The organism is Acrocarpospora macrocephala (genome assembly GCF_009687865.1).
GTDB lineage: Bacteria > Actinomycetota > Actinomycetes > Streptosporangiales > Streptosporangiaceae > Acrocarpospora > Acrocarpospora macrocephala.
Genome location: NZ_BLAE01000009.1, coordinates 1 through 14,944, shown reverse-complemented (window position 1 = coordinate 14,944; position 14,944 = coordinate 1). Strand labels below are relative to the sequence as shown.

General features: G+C 66.1%; 16 protein-coding genes. 9 read left to right on the top strand and 7 right to left on the bottom strand.

Translation table 11 applies throughout. From position 1 onward, the window contains the following. Nucleotides 1–332 (top strand): complex I subunit 1 family protein (locus Amac_RS55925; protein ID WP_246268155.1); only part of this gene is annotated, 332 nt, incomplete at its 5' end. Here the strand turns inward: Amac_RS55925 and Amac_RS08265 are convergent. The 3 genes from Amac_RS08265 to Amac_RS08255 form a co-directional block, all read right to left on the bottom strand. Then, nucleotides 329–1,741 (bottom strand): serine/threonine-protein kinase, encoded by a 1,413-nt coding sequence (locus Amac_RS08265; RefSeq protein WP_155353734.1) that lies wholly within the window; start codon nucleotides 1,739–1,741, stop codon nucleotides 329–331. The genes Amac_RS55925 and Amac_RS08265 overlap by 4 nt on opposite strands. A 72-nt stretch (nucleotides 1,742–1,813) precedes the next feature. Next, nucleotides 1,814–2,494 (bottom strand): ComEA family DNA-binding protein, encoded by a 681-nt coding sequence (locus Amac_RS08260; RefSeq protein WP_155353733.1) that lies wholly within the window; start codon nucleotides 2,492–2,494, stop codon nucleotides 1,814–1,816. Between the two features lie 76 nt (nucleotides 2,495–2,570). Beyond that, nucleotides 2,571–3,227, bottom strand: a complete 657-nt coding sequence (locus Amac_RS08255) for a ComEA family DNA-binding protein (protein WP_155353732.1) — start codon at nucleotides 3,225–3,227, stop codon at nucleotides 2,571–2,573. A gap of 157 nt (nucleotides 3,228–3,384) precedes the next feature. Here Amac_RS08255 and Amac_RS08250 point away from each other — a divergent pair, with 157 nt between their 5' ends. The 7 genes from Amac_RS08250 (at nucleotide 3,385) to Amac_RS08220 (ending at nucleotide 11,618) form a co-directional block, all read left to right on the top strand. Further along, nucleotides 3,385–3,897 carry a NuoI/complex I 23 kDa subunit family protein gene (locus Amac_RS08250; RefSeq protein ID WP_155353731.1) on the top strand — a complete coding sequence of 171 codons (513 nt, stop codon included), beginning with the start codon at nucleotides 3,385–3,387 and terminating at the stop codon, nucleotides 3,895–3,897. Beyond that, nucleotides 3,894–4,424, top strand: coding sequence for an NADH-quinone oxidoreductase subunit J family protein (locus Amac_RS08245; protein ID WP_155353730.1), 531 nt, complete (start codon nucleotides 3,894–3,896; stop codon nucleotides 4,422–4,424). The genes Amac_RS08250 and Amac_RS08245 overlap by 4 nt, the downstream gene beginning before the upstream one ends. A 34-nt stretch (nucleotides 4,425–4,458) precedes the next feature. Next, the gene (gene nuoK, locus Amac_RS08240) at nucleotides 4,459–4,845 is read left to right on the top strand and encodes an NADH-quinone oxidoreductase subunit NuoK (protein ID WP_155353729.1); all 387 of its coding nucleotides are present in this window, start codon (nucleotides 4,459–4,461) and stop codon (nucleotides 4,843–4,845) included. Nucleotides 4,846–5,125: 280 nt separating this feature from the next. Next, nucleotides 5,126–6,847 (top strand): NADH-quinone oxidoreductase subunit 5 family protein, encoded by a 1,722-nt coding sequence (locus Amac_RS08235; RefSeq protein WP_307729706.1) that lies wholly within the window; start codon nucleotides 5,126–5,128, stop codon nucleotides 6,845–6,847. Nucleotides 6,848–7,002: 155 nt separating this feature from the next. Beyond that, entirely contained in the window at nucleotides 7,003–8,841 is a 1,839-nt protein-coding gene (locus Amac_RS08230) for a complex I subunit 4 family protein (RefSeq protein WP_218040941.1), read from the top strand. A gap of 154 nt (nucleotides 8,842–8,995) precedes the next feature. Beyond that, entirely contained in the window at nucleotides 8,996–10,675 is a 1,680-nt protein-coding gene (locus tag Amac_RS08225) for an NADH-quinone oxidoreductase subunit N (RefSeq protein WP_155353727.1), read from the top strand. Nucleotides 10,676–10,772: 97 nt separating this feature from the next. After that, nucleotides 10,773–11,618 carry a M48 family metalloprotease gene (locus tag Amac_RS08220; RefSeq protein ID WP_155353726.1) on the top strand — a complete coding sequence of 282 codons (846 nt, stop codon included), beginning with the start codon at nucleotides 10,773–10,775 and terminating at the stop codon, nucleotides 11,616–11,618. Between the two features lie 11 nt (nucleotides 11,619–11,629). Here Amac_RS08220 and Amac_RS08215 read toward each other — a convergent pair whose 3' ends face one another. Both Amac_RS08215 and Amac_RS08210 read right to left on the bottom strand, forming a co-directional pair. Further along, nucleotides 11,630–12,205, bottom strand: coding sequence for a pyridoxamine 5'-phosphate oxidase family protein (locus Amac_RS08215; RefSeq protein ID WP_155353725.1), 576 nt, complete (start codon nucleotides 12,203–12,205; stop codon nucleotides 11,630–11,632). A gap of 19 nt (nucleotides 12,206–12,224) precedes the next feature. Further along, on the bottom strand, nucleotides 12,225–13,061 hold the full coding sequence (locus Amac_RS08210) for a hypothetical protein (protein ID WP_155353724.1): 837 nt from the start codon (nucleotides 13,059–13,061) through the stop codon (nucleotides 12,225–12,227). A 285-nt stretch (nucleotides 13,062–13,346) separates the two neighbouring features. Between Amac_RS08210 and Amac_RS08205 the strand changes: the two genes are divergently transcribed. Further along, complete coding sequence (locus Amac_RS08205; RefSeq protein ID WP_155353723.1) at nucleotides 13,347–13,904, top strand: RNA polymerase sigma factor; 558 nt, start codon at nucleotides 13,347–13,349, stop codon at nucleotides 13,902–13,904. Between the two features lie 197 nt (nucleotides 13,905–14,101). Here the strand turns inward: Amac_RS08205 and Amac_RS08200 are convergent, their stop codons facing one another. Next, complete coding sequence (locus tag Amac_RS08200) at nucleotides 14,102–14,593, bottom strand: YajQ family cyclic di-GMP-binding protein (protein ID WP_155353722.1); 492 nt, start codon at nucleotides 14,591–14,593, stop codon at nucleotides 14,102–14,104. A 50-nt stretch (nucleotides 14,594–14,643) separates the two neighbouring features. Continuing rightward, a partial coding sequence (locus Amac_RS08195; RefSeq protein WP_155353721.1) for a GNAT family N-acetyltransferase occupies nucleotides 14,644–14,944 on the bottom strand: 301 nt, incomplete at its 5' end.

The following is a 14,944-nucleotide window of genomic DNA, read 5'->3' as shown; positions in this document are numbered from 1 at the left end:
ACATGCCGATCGCCGAGTCCGAGATCATCATGGGGCCGATGACCGAGTACACAGGCATCAGGTTTGCCCTGTTCATGCTCACCGAATATGTCGGCATCGTGGTGCTTTCCGCGCTGACCACCGTGCTGTTCCTGGGCGGCTGGCACGGCCCGTTCCTGCCCGGTCCGGTGTGGACGCTCATCAAGATCTTCGTGCTGGCCTTCGTGGTGATCTGGGTCCGAGTCAGCTACCCGCGGATGCGCGAGGACCAGCTCCAGAAGCTCGCCTGGGTGGGGCTGGTGCCGCTCGCGCTGTTCCAGCTGGCGTTGACCGGTGTGGTGAAGGTGCTTTAGTGCACGATGCCCAGCATGACGTCTGAGGCTGACGGGCGGTTCTCGGCGCGCTTGTCCAGGCAGGCGCGGGCGAGTTCGCGGAGGCTGGCGGGGAGGGCGCTCAGGTCCGGTTGATGGTTGATCACCCGGTTCAGGATGGCGGGGATGGTGTCGTCGCCGAACGCGGTCCTGCCGGTGGCGGCGAAGATCATCGTGGCGGCCCAACTGAACACGTCCGTCTTCGGGCCGACCACTTCCCCGGCGAGTTGCTCGGGGGACATGTAGGCGGGCGTGCCCATGATCTGGCTGGCCGTAGCGGTCACCTGGTCGAGCGCCTTGGCGATGCCGAAGTCGATCACGCGCGGGCCGTCGGCGCCGATCAGCACGTTGCTCGGCTTGAAGTCGCGGTGCACGATCCCGGCCTTGTGGATGGCGGCCAGGGCACCGGATGTGGCCAGGGCCAGGCGGATCAGGCCGTCCTCGGGGCGCGGGCCCTTCTCTCTGACCAGCTGGTCCAGGGACTGGCCGTCCACGAACTCGCTCACCACGTACGCGAGTTCGGCGGTGACGCTCACGTCCAGCACGCGCGCGGTCGAGAAGGGGGCCACCCGGCGGGCCGCTTCCACCTCGCGCAGGAATCTTGCCTGGGCCGCCTCATCGCCCGCGATGTGTGCGTGCAGCACCTTGATGGCGACTTTCCGGCCCTGCGGGTCCACCCCGAGGTAGACCGAGCCCTGGCCGCCCTTGCCTAAGTTCCCGATCACCCGGTAGTGGCCGAGTTGCTGCGGGCGGTTCGATCCGTCGGCGGGTCCGTTGGCACCTGGACGGGTGGAGGCGTCGCGCCAGGGGGAGCGCGGACCCGTCGAATGCGGCTGCGGCGGGCCCATCTGCGGGCCTCTCGCCATCGGCTGGCCCATGGGCGGGCCCATTGGTGGGCGTGGGCCGGTCGAATGCGGCTGCGGCGGGCCCATCTGCGGGCCTCTTGGCATCGGCTGGCCCATTGGTGGGCGCGGGCCGGTCACGTGCCCTGCCGAGTGCGGTGGCGGTGGGGGGAAGCCCGGCCCCGGGGGCGGCATTGGCGGACGAACCGGCATCGGCGGGTACGGCTGGTTCATCTGATGCGGTTGGTTCATCTGGTGGGGCGCCGGCTGGCCGTAGAAGACCTTGGTGCGGATGATCAGAGCCTGGATCAGGCCGCCGATCCAGTTGATGAGCAGCCCGACCGTCATGGTCGTGTCGAGCCAGGTGGGCAGCAGCTCCAGGTCGTCGTACGAGGCGACGGCGATGACGAAGATGACGACACTCAGGACGTATCCGCCGGTCGAGATGATCAGCCATGGGCTGCGACGCCGGTATGCCGCATACCCAATGATGAACGGCGTACCGAACCCACAGGTGAACAGCGGGACCAGGGCCCACAATACGGTCAAGCCATCAGGGGTCCTGGGCTGTTGCTGCTGCCAATACGGGTTCACAGCGCGAGAATACGGATTTCTCGGGTATCAGGGGAGATAGACGCTGTACTCCGCCAGTTCGTCATTGAGGTCCACGGGCAGATCGAGCAGGACAGAAAGCTCGTTCGCCGAGGTGAACGGGCCTGCGGAGGCCCGGGCGGTAACAATTCGGTCAGCCAGCTCCCGGGTGATACCGGGAATGCTCCTGATCGCCTTCGCGGAGGCGTGGTTGATGTCGACCAGGCCGCCGTCGTCGTACTCGCCGGGAAGGTCCGGGTGGCCGATGCCGAGTTCCCTGGCCAGCGCCGGGTCGCGCTCGGCCAGTTCGCGGGACTCCTGGCGGAGGCGGCGGCGGGTGGTGGCGAGTTCCAGCGCACGCTCGTTGGCGGTCTTCTCGACCGGGCGGGTGTTGAAGACGGAGGCGCGCACGTAGAGCGTCTGGGCCAGGCCGCCGAACATGTTCAGGAAGAAGCCCAGCGTGGTGGTCGTGTCCAGCCATTGGGGCGCGGCGTCCATGGTCTCGTAGTTGGCCGCCTGGATGAGGAAGAGGGCCAAACTCGTCGCGTACACGCCGGCGGAGAGGAACAGCAGCGGGCTGCGGCGGCGGACGGCGGCGTGTGCGATCACGAACGGGGTGGCAGAACCGAGTGTGATCAGCGGGGCCAGAGCCCAGATGACGCTCAACGCGACCCGGGTGCCCGATTTCAGATGCCGGCGAGTGGGATGCACATGGCGAGGATACGGTTATGCCAGGTAGACGCTGTAGAGCGCCAGAAATATTCGGTTATTTCAGTATCTCGGGGACTTACGGCAGGTAGACGCTGTACTCGTCGAGTTCGTCATTGAGGTCGACCGGGAGGTCGAGGGTGACCGACAGCTCCTCGGCTGAGGTGAAAAGTCCGGATTCGCGGCGGGCGTTGAGCACCCGATCGACGAGATCCGGCGTCATTCCGGGAACGGTCCCGATTACGCGCGCGGGTGCGTGATTGAAGTCGATCAGGCCGCCGTCGTCGTACTGGCGGGGGAGATCGGGCCTTCCGACGCGCAGTTCCTTGGCCAGTTTCGGATCACGTTTGACCAGCTCACGTGCCTCATGGCGGAGCTGGCGGCGGTATCGTGCATGCTCAAGCGCTTGCTCGTTCGGGGTCCGCTGGACCGGGCGCGTCTCGAACACCGTGGCGCGGATCAGGAGCGAGTGGAGCGTTCCCCCTATCCAGCTACCGAACAATCCGATCACCATGATCGCCGCCGGGATCCCCGGCACCCGATTCTCGTGGGAGTTCGCAATGGCCAGCCACGCCACCATCCCCGCCGCGTACACCACCGCGGCCACCGCAAGCCAGCAGCTCCGCCGCTTCGCAGCCGCGTACCCCAGCGTGAACGGAGTCGCGAACCCAAAGGTCACCAGGGGCGCGAACGCCCACAGAAAGCTGCCCGCGGTCGACCGCGGCGGGTGGTCCATATGTGAACAATACGCGGGAAACCCCTCCGAGCATCCTGGTCGGCGAAGCACGCGCCCCCTAACTTCCCGGGGAGGCAATAGTGCGTCATGATGTTGAATCGTGGCGCGCATACCAGGTAAAGGGCTGGCGAAGGGGCTGGCTGTCACCCTGCGACACATGCTGCGCAGATCGGTGACGCAGCAGTATCCAGAGGTGCAGCCGGAGTTGCCGCCGCGCAGCCGCGGGGTGATCGCTCTGGTCGAGGAGAACTGCACCTCGTGCATGCTGTGCGCGCGGGAGTGCCCCGACTGGTGCATCTACATCGACTCCCACAAGGAAACCATCCCCGCTCCCGAAGGCGGCCGCCCCCGCCAGCGGAACGTGCTCGACCGTTTCGCGATCGACTTCTCGCTCTGCATGTACTGCGGCATCTGCATCGAAGCGTGCCCCTTCGACGCCCTCTTCTGGGCGCCCGACTTCGAATACGCCGAACACGACATCAGGGACTTGCTTCACGAGAAGGACCGGCTGGCCACCTGGGCGACCCGCGTTCCACCCCCACCCGCCCACGAGCTCGGCGCGGAACCCCCCAAGGAACTGGCCGCGGAATCCGCTCCCCGCCCGTCCGCCAGATCCATCCGCCCTCCTGGCGCTCTCCCGAAACGCCCCTCGTCCGAGGGGGATGCGTGACCCCCGCCCTCTGGCCACCGACGGCACAGGAAATCGTCTTCCTGCTGCTCAGCGTGGTCGCGGTCGGCTCGGCCCTGCTCGTCGTCACCACCCGCCAGCTCGTGCACGCCGCCCTCTGGCTGGTCGCCTGCTTCGGCGCCCTCGCGGGCACCTACCTGGTCCTGACCGCGGAGTTCGTCGCGTGGGTCCAGGTCCTCATCTACGTCGGCGCGGTCGTCGTGCTCATGCTGTTCGGCATCATGCTCACCCGCGCCCCCATCGGCCGCACCGCCGACCTCAACTCCGGCAACCGCGTCATCGCGGCCATCGTCGCCATCGCGACCGCCGCTGTCCTGGTTACGGTCGTCATCGACGGTTTCCGCACGGCGTACACGCCGCTGGAGCCCGGCACGGGCTCGGCCGAATCCCTCGGCGGCAGCATCTTCCGCATCTGGGTGCTCCCGTTCGAGGCCCTGTCGGTCCTGCTCCTCGCCGCTCTGATCGGCGCCATCGTGATCTCCCGCACCGACATCAAGGGCCGCGAATGACCCGCGAACCCGAACCCCAGGCGGTGGGCTGACCATGCACGTCGTCTATCCCGCCGTCGTGGCCGCCCTCCTTTTTTCGATCGGCGTGTACGGCGTGCTCGCCCGGCGCAACACCATCCTTGTTCTGATGTCGGTGGAGTTGATGCTGAACGCGGTCAACCTCAACTTGGTCGCGTTCGATGTCTGGTTGCGGGATCAGTTGCACGGCGGTCAGGTGCTCACCCTGTTTGTGATCGTGATCGCCGCGGCCGAGGTGGGCATCGGCCTGGCGATCGTCCTGGCCGTTTATCGGAACCGCCAGAGCATCGACCTGGACCGCCTACGCGAACTGTCCGAACCCACCGAACTATCCGAACCACCCAGCCCTAACGGAGCGCAACCGGTGGCGACGAAGGTCACGACCGGAGGTGGTCCGGAGTGATCACGAAGGGTGATCGGTGCCTTCGCGTTTGCCGGCTGGTGTGGCGGCCTGGTCGTTTGCGCTCGGATGGAGGCGTCGGAGTGATCTCGGAGGCTGCTTCCGGAGGTGTCGGGGGATGATCGTTGCCGCCGCGCTCATTGTGCTGTTGCCCTTTGTTGGGGCGGTGGCGGGGTTGTTGGGGTCGCGGTGGCCGCGGGGTGGGAGCCGTACTGAGGAGAACAACGCTCGGGCCAATCGGCGGGCTGGCTGGTTTGCGGTGGGGCCGGCGGCCGGGGCGTTGGTGTTGACGGTGTGGCTGGCCTGGCAGGTGTCCGGTGCGGGTGGGTCCGCTGATGTGTTCTGGGCCGAGTTTCTGCCGGGGTCGGCTGAGGGCACGTTGACCGTGATCGATACCGGAGCGATCCCGATCTCGGTGGGGCTCCAGGTTGATGGATTGTCGGTGCTGACTGCCATCCTCGTGACCGTGGTGGCGACGGCGGTGCAGGTCTACTCGGTGGGGTATCTCCGGGGCGATTCGCGCTTTCCTTCGTACAGTGCGTTTATCAGCTTGTTCACCAGTGCGATGCTGCTTGTGGTGTTCGCCGCCGATCTTCTGGTGCTGTATGTCGGCTGGGAGATCATGGGGTTGTGCTCGTATCTGTTGATCGGGCACTGGTGGGAGGATCGCGCGAACTCTCGCGCGGCGGTGAAGGCGTTCCTCGTCACCCGGCTGGGTGATGTGGCCTTCCTTTTCGGGATATTTACCCTAGGTTTCGCGGCAGGCAGCTTCCGGATCGATGACGTGATCGCCGCCGACATATCGACCGGAACGCTGGTCCTGGCGACGATGTTGCTGCTCGGCGGTGTCGCCGGGAAGAGCGCCCAGGTGCCGTTGCACACCTGGCTGCCCGACGCGATGGCCGGCCCGACTCCGATCAGCGCACTCATCCACGCCGCCACCATGGTCGCCGCCGGGATCTTCATCGTCGCCCGGCTGTTCCCCGTCTTCCCGCAACCCACCCTGGACGTTCTCGGCGTGCTGGCCGCCATCGGCATGCTCGGCGCCGCTCTCGCCGCTCTCGCTCAGGACGATCTCAAACGCGTCCTGGCCTATTCGACGATCAGCCAGCTGGCGTACATGGCCGCCGCGCTCTCCGCAGGCTCACCCGACGCCGCCATCTTCCATCTGATCAGCCACGGCGCCTTCAAAGCCCTGCTGTTCCTCTGCGCCGGCGCCGTCATCCACCATGTCGGCTCCAACCTGCTGAGCCACATGGGCGGCCTCCGCCAAGCCATGCCAATCACCTTCTGGACGATGACCATCGGCTTCGCCGCGTTGATGGGCCTCCCTCCCACCAGCGGTTTCTTCAGCAAAGACGCCGTCATCCTCGCCATCGAACACTCCACCAGCCCGATCCGCCTCTTCCTGTACGGCTCCGCGTTGATCACTGTCGGCGTCACCGGGGCGTACGCGATCCGGGCCTGGCTGCGCACCTTCTTCGGCGAAGAACACGTCCATGCCCTCGCGGAACCCACCCCCGGCACAGCCCACGTCTTCGACGGCCGCGAAGCGCCCCGCACGATGGTGTGGCCACTCGTGCTGCTCGCGATCCCCGCCCTCCTCCTGGGCTTCATCGGCGTCGCCGACATGGACTGGCCGTCGGCCGCGATCAGTCTGCTCGTCGCCCTCCTCGGCGCGGGAATCGTCTATACGACCTGGCGTGGAGCTCCCCACTCAGACCCCGCCCGCCTGCTCGGGCCGTTCCGTGGCCCTTGTGAACAGGCCTTTTACGTGGATCGCGTCTATGCGGCGCTGATCGCCCGGCCCACGCTGGCGCTGGCTCGTGGCGTTGTGCGGACCGATACACATGTGGTGGATGGGGCGGTTCGTGGCTCTGGCCGGCTCACACTCGGCCTGTCTTCCCTCGCCAGGCTCAGCCAGAACGGCAACGCCCAGTTGTATGTGACGGGCTTGCTGGCGGGAGTCCTGTTGATCGCCGTGGGGGCGGTGATGCTGGGATGAGGGCAGACGAATTTCGTCCGGTTCGTGTGGGGAACCACGGCGCTGACGGGGCCGGGCGGAGCCCGGGAGAAAACAAAGGGCTGGGTGGGTGGGAGAACCCCCGTAGATATTTGCTATGTCCGGCCTCGGGGACTCCTCGGGGCGGTGATATTTGAATGAGCAGTTCTGGATGGCTTTTGGTCGTGCTGGTGGCGTTGCCGCTGGTCGGGGCTGCCGGACTGATGGCTCCGGCTTTTGCCGGGCGTGTCCCTCGGGGTTACGGCTTGGCCGTCTCCGGAGCCACCCTGGCGGTGGCGGTCGTCCTGCTGGCAGGGTTCGACTACTCCGCACCGGAGCGCATGCAGTTCGAGACCGATGTGCCATGGATCCCAGGCCTGGATCTCCGCTTCCATTTGGGACTCGACGGCATTTCCCTACCCTTGATCGTCCTGACCGCCTTGCTGAGTTTCCTATGTTTCGGTTACCTCGCAGGGCGATCTTCGCAAGGCGGGATCCGGCTTGAGGCGCTCCGGCCAAGAGCGCTCGTCTTCACCTTGCTGGTCCTCGAATTCGGCATGATCGGCACCTTCGTCGCGCTCGATCTCCTGCTGTTCTTCGTGTTCTTCGAGGTCGTACTGATCCCGATGTATTTCGTGATCGCGATCTGGGGCGGCACACAACGACGCGCCGCAGCGATCAAGTTCATCCTCTACACCTTGCTCGGCTCCGCCGTACTCCTCCTGGGACTGCTCCTGATCTGGTCCCAAACCGGCACCCTGGACATGGTTGCTCTCGCGCAATCCCATCCGATGTCACGAGCGACGCAAATCATCGCATTCATCGCCATCGGTCTCGGCCTCGCGGTGAAGACCCCCATGTGGCCACTACACACCTGGCTCCCCGACGCCCACACCGAAGCTCCCACCGTAGGTTCAGTCCTCCTAGCAGGCGTCCTGCTCAAAATGGGCACCTACGGCTTCGCCCGAATCGCGATCCCCATTCTCCCCGAGGGCGCCGCAACCATCGCCCCCTGGCTCGGCGCTTTCGCCGTCGTCGGCATCGTGTACGGCGCACTCGCCTGCCTGGCCCAGCAAGACCTGAAACGAATGATCGCCTACTCCTCCGTCGGCCACATGGGCTTCATCCTGCTCGGCTTCGCCACCCTCACCCCCGTAGGCATCAACGCCGCCCTTTTCGGAAATGTCGCCCACGGCCTCATAACCGGCCTCCTCTTCTTCATCGCCGGAGCCATCAAGGAACGCTACGGAACCGCCGACATGACCCGCCTCGGCGGCGGAATGCTCGGCCGCCTCCCCTACGTCGGCTCCCTACTCACCTTCGCCTGCATCGCCTCCCTCGGCCTCCCCGGCCTAGCCGGCTTCTGGGGAGAAATGCTCGCCCTACAAGGCGCATTCCAACCCGCAGCCATCCTGTCCCGCCCCCTCTTCCTCGTCTTCATGACCATCGGCGGCCTAGGCGCAGTCCTCACCGCCGCCTACTTCCTCCTCATGCTGTCCCGCATAACCCACGGCCACCCCGGCACCACACCCCCCGGCCCTCCCGTCGAAACAGCAGAAGGAATCCCCGGCCTAACCGAGCCCGTAGCCGCAGGGACAGCAACAGCCGAAGATCCCCTCCTCCTCAGCACAGCCAACGTCGTGCGCGGAGAGGCCACAGGTGAAGAGCCCTTCGTTGATGCCCTCGTCCCAAGCCCCATGGACGACACACTCGGCCAATCAGCCGCCCTCGCGCGACGGAACGCGGCAGGCGATGAATCCAGCGATCTGATCCGTGAGAGTGACTCGGCCGCAGGCCCGAAGCACCCGGCCACCACGCCGCAAACGGCCGCAGGCCTGGAGGACCCGGCCACCGCGCCACAACTCACCGACGTCATGCCGTCCGAACTGGCTGCGTGGGTTCCGCTGGTTGTGCTGACCGTGCTTTTCGGGCTCTGGCCGTCGGCATTGCTCGGCCTCACCGACCCTGTCGTTCAATCCCTGCTGGGGGCGCCATGATCTGCGCAGGGCTCGCCGGGCTCCCCGGAATGGCGAGGGACGGAGGAACCGTCGGCATTGCTCGGGCCCACCGATCCCGTCCCCCCGCTGGGAGACCCATGATCCGCGCAGGCTCACCGGGCTCCCCAGGCCAGCGAGGAACGGAGGGGGCGGGATGATTCAGTCCATCGACTACTGGGCGATCGCCGCGCCGTTGATTCTCGCGTTGACCTCGGGGTTGGTGCTCGTTCTCGATGTTTTCCTGCCCAACCGGGCCGGAGCCTCGCGTACTGTGCTCGGGCTGGTTTCGCTGGTGGGGGTGCTGGCGGCGCTCGGGGTGGTGGTGGCGCAAGCCGTACGCGGGGATGAGTTGCGGACGTTCTGTGTGCCGGGGGACGCCGCGTCGTGTTCGTTCGTGATGGATTCGTTCACGGAGATCTTCGCCGGGCTGACCCTGGTGGCGGGCGCCGTCGTCGTGCTGTTGTCGATGGCGGAACTGGCCGGTGGGCGGATTCCGGTGGGGGAGTGGTACTTTCTGCTGCTGGCGACGCTGACCGGCGCGGTGTTGCTGCCCGCCGCGCGGGACCTGGTCATGCTGGTCGTCGCCCTGGAACTGGTATCGCTCCCGGTGTTCGCGTTGACGGCGCTGCGACGCTACGACGGCCGGGCCTCCGAAGCGTCGTTGAAGCTTTTCGTGGTCTCCGTGGTGTCGACCGCGGTCATGCTGTTCGGGGTTTCGCTGCTCTACGGCATGACCGGTGCGGTGCATCTGGATCGCCTGGCCGCAGCCCTGCGACCGACATATTCGTCTAGTTCCACCTCCTACGGCGGCTCGGCCATGCTGGTCCAGCAGGCGGAATCCACCGGTGCCGTGCTCCACAACGGCTCCGCCGTCGTGACCGTAGGCGTCGTGCTCGTCGTCGCCGGGTTCGCGTTCAAAGTCGCGGCGGTGCCGTTCCACTTCTGGGCGGGCGACGTCTACGAAGGCGCGCCGGTGCCGGTGGCCGCACTGCTGTCGGTGATCTCGAAGGCGGCGGGCTTCGCCGGACTGATTCTGGTCCTCAGCCGTGCCCTGTTCAGCGAGGCCGCCACCTGGACACCCCTCGTCGCGATCATCGCCGCGCTCACCATGACGGTCGGCAACGTCCTCGCGCTCCGGCAACGCCACGCGGTGCGCATGCTCGCCTGGTCGTCGGTCGCGCAATCGGGCTACATCCTGGCGCCGCTCGCGGTCCACATGGACGTCGTCGCCCTGATGAACGCCATGATCGGGCCCGCCGCTGTCAGCAGCCCGGAGGCCGCACCCGCCGAGACCGGATCCGCTGCGTCCGTCATCTCCAAATCGCAGGCCATCGAACTATCCGGAGATTTCGGCATGCCCTGGGCCGTGAACGCCTCGATCGCCTACCTGGTGTTCTACGCGGCCATGAACCTGCTGGCGTTCGCCGTGGTCATGCTGATCTCCCGCAGGCACGCGCGAAACCAGCTCGACGACTACCGAGGGCTCGCCTATCGCAGCCCCAGGGCCGCGATCTCCCTCGCTTTCGCCCTGATCTGCCTGGCCGGGCTCCCCCCAGGACTCGCGGGCCTGTTCGCCAAGGTCGTCGTGTTCCGCGAGATCGTCGCGGGCGGCCTCGGCTGGCTGGCGATCGTCATGGCGGTCAACACCGTGATCGGGCTCTACTACTACCTGGCGTGGACAGCCCGGCTGTTCACTCCGGCTCCGGCAGGCGAGAGCCGTACCGTGACAGAAGAGCGCGGGCGGACTCCCGTGATCATCGCCATCGGCGCGGCGTTACTGCTCACGGTCGCCTTCTCGGTGGTGCCCCAGCTGGTGCTCGGCACCCTCGCCTGAACCCCGTTTCCGGGAACGTTCGACCGGACCGCGCACGTTGGACGGTAGGCGGGCGCGGGTCGCTCCGCTTCTTCGGGCTGACCGGGAGGAGGAGGGCGTGCGTCACAACGGTGTGCGTACGGCGGTGCTTCTGGGGGTTCTGTCCGGTTTGATGCTGGCGGTGGGGGCCTGGATCGGCGGCGGCACGGGGGTGCGGATCGCACTGCTGATCGCGCTCGGAGCCGCTGGTGTGGCGTTCTTCTGCTCGGACCGGATCGCCCTCGCCGCCCTGCGCGCCCGCCCGGTCGGCGAGGTAGAACAGCCAGAGCTGTACGGCATTGTCCGCGAACTCTCGTATGACGCCCGCCGCCCGATGCCCCGCCTGTACCTCTCCCCGACCAGCCAGCCGAACGCCTTCGCGACCGGTCGCAACCCTCGCGATGCCGCCATCTGCGTCACCCGCGGCCTGATCACCCTCCTGGACGAACGGGAACTGCGCGGCGTGATCGCGCACGAACTCTCGCACGTCTACAACCGCGACATCCTGCTCAGCTCGATCGCGGGCGCGCTGGCCACGATGATCACCTATTTCGGCTACATCGGCGTGCTCTTCGGCTCCACCGACGACGGCGACGAGCCTCCCGGCCTGCTCGGCACCCTGATCCTGCTGACCCTCGGCCCGGTCGCCGCCACCATGATCCGCCTGGCCATCGCCCGTTCCCGCGAGTTCGCCGCCGACGAGGCCGCGGCCCGCCTGACCGGCGACCCCGGATCCCTGGCGAGCGCCCTCCGCAAGATCGACGCAGGCACCCGGCATCTCCCGCTCCCGCGAAACGCCCAGATCATCTCGGCCGGCCACATGATGATCGCCAGCCCCTTCGGCGCCGGCTCGTGCGTCGCCACGCATCCGCCGACCACGGAACGCGTCGCCCGCCTGGAACGTATGGCGGGCCGCCCGGCCTGAGCGGGCTCCCGTCAGGAGTGCTGATGGGCCGGGTCCGTCTCGTCGGGGCGCAGGGCGGGCAGCCCGTCGATGCTCTCGCGGTTGTTCTTGGCCCGATAGGCGCGACGTTCCTGCACGTCCTTGCGGCCCGCCCACTCATCGAGGAGCGTACGATCCTTCTCGAACGTCATGAACGGGACGGAGAAACCGCACGAATCGGTGATGCGATCGCAGGCGACCACGATGATCGAGCGAACCCCCGGGTGCGGCCCGAACTTGCCGATCAGCTGGGCGAATCGCGGATCTTCCGGGGTGACGACCGTGCCGGTGCCGTACAGGCGGACGATGTTGGGTTTGCCGGAGAACGCGCAGAACATGACGGTGATGCGGCTGTTGTCGCGGATGTGGGCGATCGTCTCTACGCCGCTGCCGTCGAGATCGAGATAGGCGACTGTGGTCTGGTCGAGGACGGCGAACGTGTCCGCGTATCCCTTGGGGGAGACGTTGACGTGCCCGCCGGATTCTGGGGCGGTCGCGACGAAGTAGACCGGCTGTGAGGCGATGAACTCCCGCAACCGGTCTGTCAGTTCCTCATAGATCTTGCCCATATGGTGACGATAACCCGGCTCATCCCCCCGGTAGCCGGTAGTCCCAGACCTTGGACTTGATCTTGAACGAGTCGGTCTTCTTCGTCTCGCCGGTGCCGGCGTCCAGGTGCCACGATGTCGTCAGGGTGGCGGTGTAGCTCTCCGTGTCATGGAACGTCCAGACCGAAAGACGATCACTGGTGTCCCACAGCACCCGCTGCACCGACTCCGTCTTCGGAATCGCCACCTCGATTCGCTCACCGACCGTGTCGAGAGCCAGGTCATAGGTCCGCAGATATTTCTTGCCGGTGGCGCTGTTCACGATCACGGCCACCGTGGCGCCGTCGTCGGCCAGGGTGACCGGCGAATTGTTCGAGACCACCTGCGGGACGACCTGGCTGTTCGCCACGTTGCCCGTCGTGTCGTACGCGATGTACTTGAGGGTGTTCTCATTCGTGTACTCGGAGGCGAGGACGTATTTCCCGCCCGGGCTGATGGACTCGACCGAGGCGTTGCCCTTGACCGTGCTGACCGTGCCGGTTCCCACTTCCACGATCCAGGACGGCCGCTTGGCGGTGTCTCCGAGGTAGTCGACGGCCAGGAGCGTCCCGTCCTTGGATAAGAACGTTCCAATATCGCCCATGGTGAGCCCTTTGGGTACCTGTGCGACCTTGCTGGGGAGCGTGAACACCTTGTTCGTGGTCAGGTCTCGGACCACGAGTCGCCGGTCGGACTTGCGGAAGTACGCGACCCGTTGCCCGTCACCGCTCAGGGTGATAGGCAGCGATACCTCCGTGGAGGTTTTGCCGTTCGCCTCGACCTGGAAAACCTGCGCGTCCGCCAGCACGAACTGCTTGCCATCGCGTCGCGTTATCATCCACGGGCCGCACGGCACCCGGTAATCCTTTTTCGGGCAGCTTTTCAGCACCGCATATCGAGCGGTAGCGTCCGCATCCTGCGCCTGCGCTGGATACGCCACAACGACGGACGCCGCCGCGACTGCCAGAATCGCCAGTCTTTTCATCGTCATTTCCTTTCGTTACTTGAAGTAGATGCGACCGCGCGCCCAAAGGTTGCACAACGAATTGGTAACGGATGTTGGGTACGCGTGACGAACTCGATCCGACAGGCCGGTGAAACCGGGATCGACCAGGCTCGTCCTGTGAACACGTCAACCGAATCCCGACATGGCCTGCCCGGTCGTCCCTCGTACTGCCGGCGTGGCATGCTGGAGCGTTTCCGCGCAGGTGACGAAGCCGCGTTCGCCGAGATCGGGGCCCGTTACCGGCCCGCCCTGTTCCGTACCGCGCTGACCCTGCTCGGGGACGCGCACCTGGCCGAAGAGGCGGTCCAGGACGCCCTGCTCCGCGCGTGGCGGAACGCGTCAAGCTTCGACAGCGATCGCGAAATCGCTCCCTGGCTGTACCAGATCGTCCGGCGCTGCGCGTTCAGCGTGCACCGGCGGGTCAGCCGCCATCCGGCCACCGTCGAACTTCTGGACACCATCCCTGAACCGACTACCGATAGCGATGTTTTGGATTCTGTGCGGCATGCCGTACAAAATCTTGAACCGGATCACCGGCGGGTGGTCGAGCTCATGTACTTCGAGGGTCTGACCCAGCAGGAAGTCGCCGACCAGCTCCGCGTACCGATCGGAACAGTGAAGTCTCGTGCTTCCCGGGCTCATGACCGCCTCGGTGAACTTCTCGCACAACGATGAATTCATCAGAAACGAAAAACCGGGCTTGGGGAATGAATCCCGGCCCGGCTTTCGGATGTTTTCTCAGCGTTGATCCTCGCGCCCGCCGTGCCGAACGGCACACTGCGCCCAGACATGGGCCGAGGCACAGGGAAGACGTGTGGTCGACCGTGTGCCTCGGAAATCGCCCGTGGAACGAGAACAGAAATGCCGTCTCGTCAGCGGTAGTTCTTGAACTGGAGCGCGATGTCGAGATCCTTGCCCTTGAGCAGGGCGATGACCTCCTGCAACTCGTCCTTCTTCTTCGAACTGACCCGGAGCTCCTCGCCCTGGATCTGCGCCTTCACGCCCTTCGGCCCCTCATCCCGGATGAGCTTGGAGATCTTCTTGGCGGTCTCCTGGTCGATGCCCTCCTTGAGCGCCACGGCCAGCCGATACTCCTTACCGGACAGCTTCGGCTCCTCGGCGTCGAGCACCTTGAGCGAAAGCCCGCGCTTCACGAGCTTCTCCCTGAACACATCGAGAACCGCGTTGGCGCGCTCCTCGCTGTTCGCCTTGATCTCGATCCCCTTCTGCCCCGACCAGGAAATAGTCGCCCCGGTTCCCTTGAAGTCGAACCGATGCCCGACCTCCTTGACCGTCTGGTTCAAGGCGTTATCGACCTCCTGCCGGTCGATCTCCGACACCACGTCAAAACTGCTATCGGCCATCGCTGTCCGTATCCTCTCCTCGTTCGATTCCGACCTTAGTAGCCACGAGCTCACACGTCCCTGCGCATGACCACACGCGGCTCAACCGCAATCCCCGACTCCCGCTCATACGCCACCAGCCCCGCCATCTCGGGCCCCCACCGCTCCGCCTCCAGTACGGCAAAGCCCCGCCGCGCGTACCACGGCGCATTCCACGGCACATCCCGAAACGTCGTCAAGGTCACCGCATCCGACACCGCCGCCGCATGCTCGCACACCGCTTCCAGCAGCGCGCTCCCAACCCCGCGCCCCCCATGCTCAGGACGCACCGCCAGCTGATCGAGATGCACCACCCCATCAACCCACCCCACC

Bases quoted from the DNA above. Each gene is read 5' to 3' on its own strand.
- nuoK (WP_155353729.1), top strand. From the start codon at position 4,459: ATGCACGTCGTCTATCCCGCCGTCGTGGCCGCCCTCCTTTTTTCGATC.
- Amac_RS08215 (WP_155353725.1), bottom strand. From the start codon at position 12,205: ATGGGCAAGATCTATGAGGAACTGACAGACCGGTTGCGGGAGTTCATC.
- Amac_RS08210 (WP_155353724.1), bottom strand. From the start codon at position 13,061: ATGATAACGCGACGCGATGGCAAGCAGTTCGTGCTGGCGGACGCGCAG.
- Amac_RS08230 (WP_218040941.1), top strand. From the start codon at position 7,003: ATGAGCAGTTCTGGATGGCTTTTGGTCGTGCTGGTGGCGTTGCCGCTG.
- Amac_RS08200 (WP_155353722.1), bottom strand. From the start codon at position 14,593: ATGGCCGATAGCAGTTTTGACGTGGTGTCGGAGATCGACCGGCAGGAG.
- Amac_RS08250 (WP_155353731.1), top strand. From the start codon at position 3,385: ATGCTGCGCAGATCGGTGACGCAGCAGTATCCAGAGGTGCAGCCGGAG.
- Amac_RS08225 (WP_155353727.1), top strand. From the start codon at position 8,996: ATGATTCAGTCCATCGACTACTGGGCGATCGCCGCGCCGTTGATTCTC.
- Amac_RS08255 (WP_155353732.1), bottom strand. From the start codon at position 3,227: ATGGACCACCCGCCGCGGTCGACCGCGGGCAGCTTTCTGTGGGCGTTC.